At 68.8% G+C, this 3,293-nt stretch carries 6 protein-coding genes; all 6 read left to right on the plus strand.

Annotated features, from left to right (window positions below; translation table 11 throughout):
• Positions 1-1,052, plus strand: a 1,052-nt coding sequence (locus ACE3S9_RS17055; RefSeq protein ID WP_374547677.1) for a 3'-5' exonuclease, incomplete at its 5' end; no start/stop codon positions are given.
• 67 nt (positions 1,053-1,119) lie between these two features.
• Entirely contained in the window at positions 1,120-1,608 is a 489-nt protein-coding gene (locus tag ACE3S9_RS17060) for a Na+/H+ antiporter subunit E (RefSeq protein WP_374547679.1), read from the plus strand.
• Positions 1,601-1,873 carry a monovalent cation/H+ antiporter complex subunit F gene (locus ACE3S9_RS17065; protein WP_374547680.1) on the plus strand — a complete coding sequence of 91 codons (273 nt, stop codon included), beginning with the start codon at positions 1,601-1,603 and terminating at the stop codon, positions 1,871-1,873. The genes ACE3S9_RS17060 and ACE3S9_RS17065 overlap by 8 nt, the downstream gene beginning before the upstream one ends.
• Positions 1,870-2,157, plus strand: coding sequence for a monovalent cation/H(+) antiporter subunit G (locus ACE3S9_RS17070; RefSeq protein ID WP_374547681.1), 288 nt, complete (start codon positions 1,870-1,872; stop codon positions 2,155-2,157). The genes ACE3S9_RS17065 and ACE3S9_RS17070 overlap by 4 nt, the downstream gene beginning before the upstream one ends.
• Positions 2,154-3,107: a hydrogenase subunit MbhD domain-containing protein gene (locus tag ACE3S9_RS17075; protein ID WP_374547682.1), complete on the plus strand. Its 954-nt coding sequence runs from the start codon at positions 2,154-2,156 to the stop codon at positions 3,105-3,107. The genes ACE3S9_RS17070 and ACE3S9_RS17075 overlap by 4 nt, the downstream gene beginning before the upstream one ends.
• A partial coding sequence (locus ACE3S9_RS17080) for an NADH-quinone oxidoreductase subunit K (RefSeq protein ID WP_374547684.1) occupies positions 3,104-3,293 on the plus strand: 190 nt, incomplete at its 3' end. The genes ACE3S9_RS17075 and ACE3S9_RS17080, both read left to right, overlap by 4 nt.

Genomic DNA, 3,293 nt, shown 5'->3' on the forward strand with positions numbered 1-3,293 from the left:
GTCCGGTGCTCGCCTTGGTGCGCGATGAGACGGGCCAGGCCAATTACATTGTCGAAAAAGTGCTGGAGGCGCGCGAGGCCGGCGAGCAACTCAAGGCGCAGGCCGTGCTGTTCCGCGCGGCCCACCATAGCGGGCCGCTCGAAGTCGAACTGACTCGCCGCAACATTCCTTTCGTGAAATTTGGCGGCCTGAAATTCCTCGACAGCGCCCATGTCAAGGATCTGCTGGCGCTGCTGCGTTTCACCCAGAACCCGCGCGACCGCGTGTCCGGCTTCCGCCTCCTGCAGATCCTGCCCGGAATCGGCCCCTCGACCGCCCGGAACGCGCTGGACGCGAGCGGGGCCGAGGCTGATCCGGTGGCGGCGCTAACGGCTTTCGCCCCGCCGGCCAAGGCAGCCGAGGACTGGGCCGGCTTCGTCGGCGCGATACAAGCGCTCCATCGCCGCGACGCCGAATGGCCGGCGCAGGTCGCCTGCGCCCGCGCCTGGTATGAGCCCCATCTCGAACGGCTGCATGAGGATTCCGCGACCCGCCAGATCGATCTCGTCCAGCTTGAACAGATCGCAGCGACCTATCCTTCGCGCGAACGCTTCCTGACAGAACTGACGCTCGATCCGCCCGACGCGACCAGCGGCGAAGCCGGCGTCCCGCTGCGCGACGAGGATTATCTGATCCTGTCCACCATCCATTCCGCCAAGGGCCAGGAATGGAAATCGGTCTTCCTGCTCAATGTGGTGGACGGCTGCATTCCCTCCGATCTTGCGACCGGCGTCGAGGCCGAGATCGAGGAGGAGCGCCGGCTGCTCTATGTCGCCATGACCCGCGCCAAGGACCGCCTGCATCTTCTGGTTCCGCAGCGCTTTTTCACCCATGGCCAGCACGCGCGCGGCGACCGCCACGTCTATGCGGCGCGCAGCCGGTTCATTCCCGCCGCGCTCACCCCTTTGTTCGAGTCGACCGCGTGGCCTCCCGCCACGGAATCCACCCCTGCGGGGCCCGCGCCGCGCGCGCGGATCGATATTGGCGCGCATATGCGCGGCATGTGGCGCTGAGCCGAGCATTGCCGCTAAGCCTCTGCAATGCTAGCCTGATTTTGCGCCGCAATGATGGAGTTCAGGCTTGTCCCCCGACGCGCCATACCGAAAACGTGACCTCGCGGCGCGTTTCGCCTTTTTCGTCGGCCTGTGGCTGATGATCGCGGGCTGGAGCCCCAAGGACCTGCCCGTCGGCGTGGCGGCGGCGGCCGGCGCGGTCTGGATCAGCCTCGTTCTGGCCCCGCCCGGCGACCTGCGGCCGCATTTCGCGCCCCTCGTCGTGCTGGTCTTTCGCTTCCTTCGCGGCTCGATCGTCGCCGGCCTCGATGTGGCCCGCCGGGCGCTGGCGCCGCGAATCGACATCGAGCCGGGCTTCGTCGCCTGCCCGCTGACCATTCCGCCCGGCTTCGCCCGCAACGCCTTCTGCCTGCACCAGAGCCTGCAGCCCGGCTCGCTGCCGACCGGCGCCGAGGGCGACCGTCTCATGGTCCATGCTTTGGACATGAGCCAGCCGATCGCCGCGCGTCTGGCGGAGGACGAGGCCTTGTTCGACAAGGCGCTGCTCCATGAATGAACTGCTGCTGGCCGCCGCCGGCCTGGTCGTGCTCACCGTCGCCATCGGCCTCGCCCGCGTGCTGCGGGGCCCGGAAGACGTCGACCGCCTGATGGCGACGCAATTGCTGGGCACGGGCGGGATCGCCGCCCTGCTGCTAATCGCCTATGCGACCCGCGTCCCGGGCGTCGACGATGTCGCGCTCGGCCTTGCTCTGCTCGCGGCCTTCGCCACCATGGCTTTCGTCAATCTGCTCGATTCCGATGAGGGGGAGGCCGAAAAATGACGATTCTGGCCGATCTTTTCAGCTTCGCCGCGATCGCCGGCGGCGTGTTCTTCTTCATCGCGGGAACCATCGGCCTGTTGCGTTTCCCGGATTCCCTCACCCGCCTGCACGCCCTATCCAAAGCCGACAATCTCGGCCTCGGCCTGATCGTGCTGGGGTTGATTCCCCGCGCAGCGAGCCTGCTCGACGCCTTCAAGCTCATCGCCATCTGGGTTTTGGTGCTGCTCTCAGGCGCCTCCGCGGCGCAATTGATCGGGCGCGCGCTGCGCCGGGGCGGCCGATGAGCGCTCTTCCCGTCATCGATCTCGGCCTCGCCGTCCTGGTCATCGGCATTGCGGCCTGGACTATAACTGCGCGCGACCTGTTCGCCTCGGTGGTCGGCTATGTCGCCTATGGGCTGCTGCTGGCGCTGGTCTGGATCCGCCTCTACGCGCCCGATGTCGCGCTGACCGAGGCTGCGGTGGGCAGCGGCGTGACCGGCGTCCTGCTCGTCACCGCCGGCAAGCGGCTCGGCGCCCTCAAGACCGTGGACGACTCTGCGCCGCCCAGCCTCGCGCTCAAGCTTACCGCCGGCGCGCTCGCCTTGCTGGTCGCCGGCGCGCTGATGACCGTCATCCTGCTGCTGCCGGACCCCGCGCCGTCGCTGGCGCCCGCAGCGGCCGCCGCCACCGACGGCCCGGGCGCCGGGCTCGGCAATCCGATCACCGCCGTGCTGATCTCCTATCGGTCCTTCGACACCATGCTCGAAAAGATCGTGCTGATCCTCGCCGCGCTCGGCGTCTGGTCGGCGGGCGCGGACAAGGCCTGGGGCTCGGCGCCCGCGCCGCTCGGCCGGCGCAATCCCTATGGCGCGACGGTCTTTCTCGCGCAAATGCTGGCGCCGGCCGGCGTCGTGATCGGCATGCACATCTTCTGGGTCGGCGCTGACGCGCCCGGCGGCGCCTTCCAGGGCGGCGCTTTGCTCGCCGCCATGTGGATGATCGCCATGATGGCCCGGCTCACCGAGCCGCCGCGCATCGACGCGCGCTGGCTGCGGCTCGCTCTGGTCGCGGGCCCGGCGGTCTTCCTGATCGCCGGCCTCGCCGGCATCGTCACGGCAGGCAGTTTCTTCGCCTATCCGGCCGCCATCGCCAAGCCGATCATCCTGTTCATCGAGACGTTCATGCTGTTGTCCATCGCGGTCGCCTTGCCGCTGCTCGTCGCCGGCCCGCCCAGCGGGAGGTCCGAGCCATGACCCCGGCGGTTCTCGCGGGCCTGGTCGGCGCGGCTCTGGTCGGCCTCGGGCTCTATGGTCTGATCCTGCATCCGCATCCCCTGCGCAAAGTGCTGGCCTTCAATCTGGTCGGCAGCGGCGTTTTCCTGGTGTTCGGCATTGTCGCGCGGCGCGGCGCGGCGGCCGGCCTGCCGTTCGATCCGGTGC

The organism is Rhodoblastus sp. (assembly GCF_041915505.1).
In the GTDB taxonomy this organism is placed as follows: Bacteria; Pseudomonadota; Alphaproteobacteria; order Rhizobiales; family Beijerinckiaceae; genus Rhodoblastus.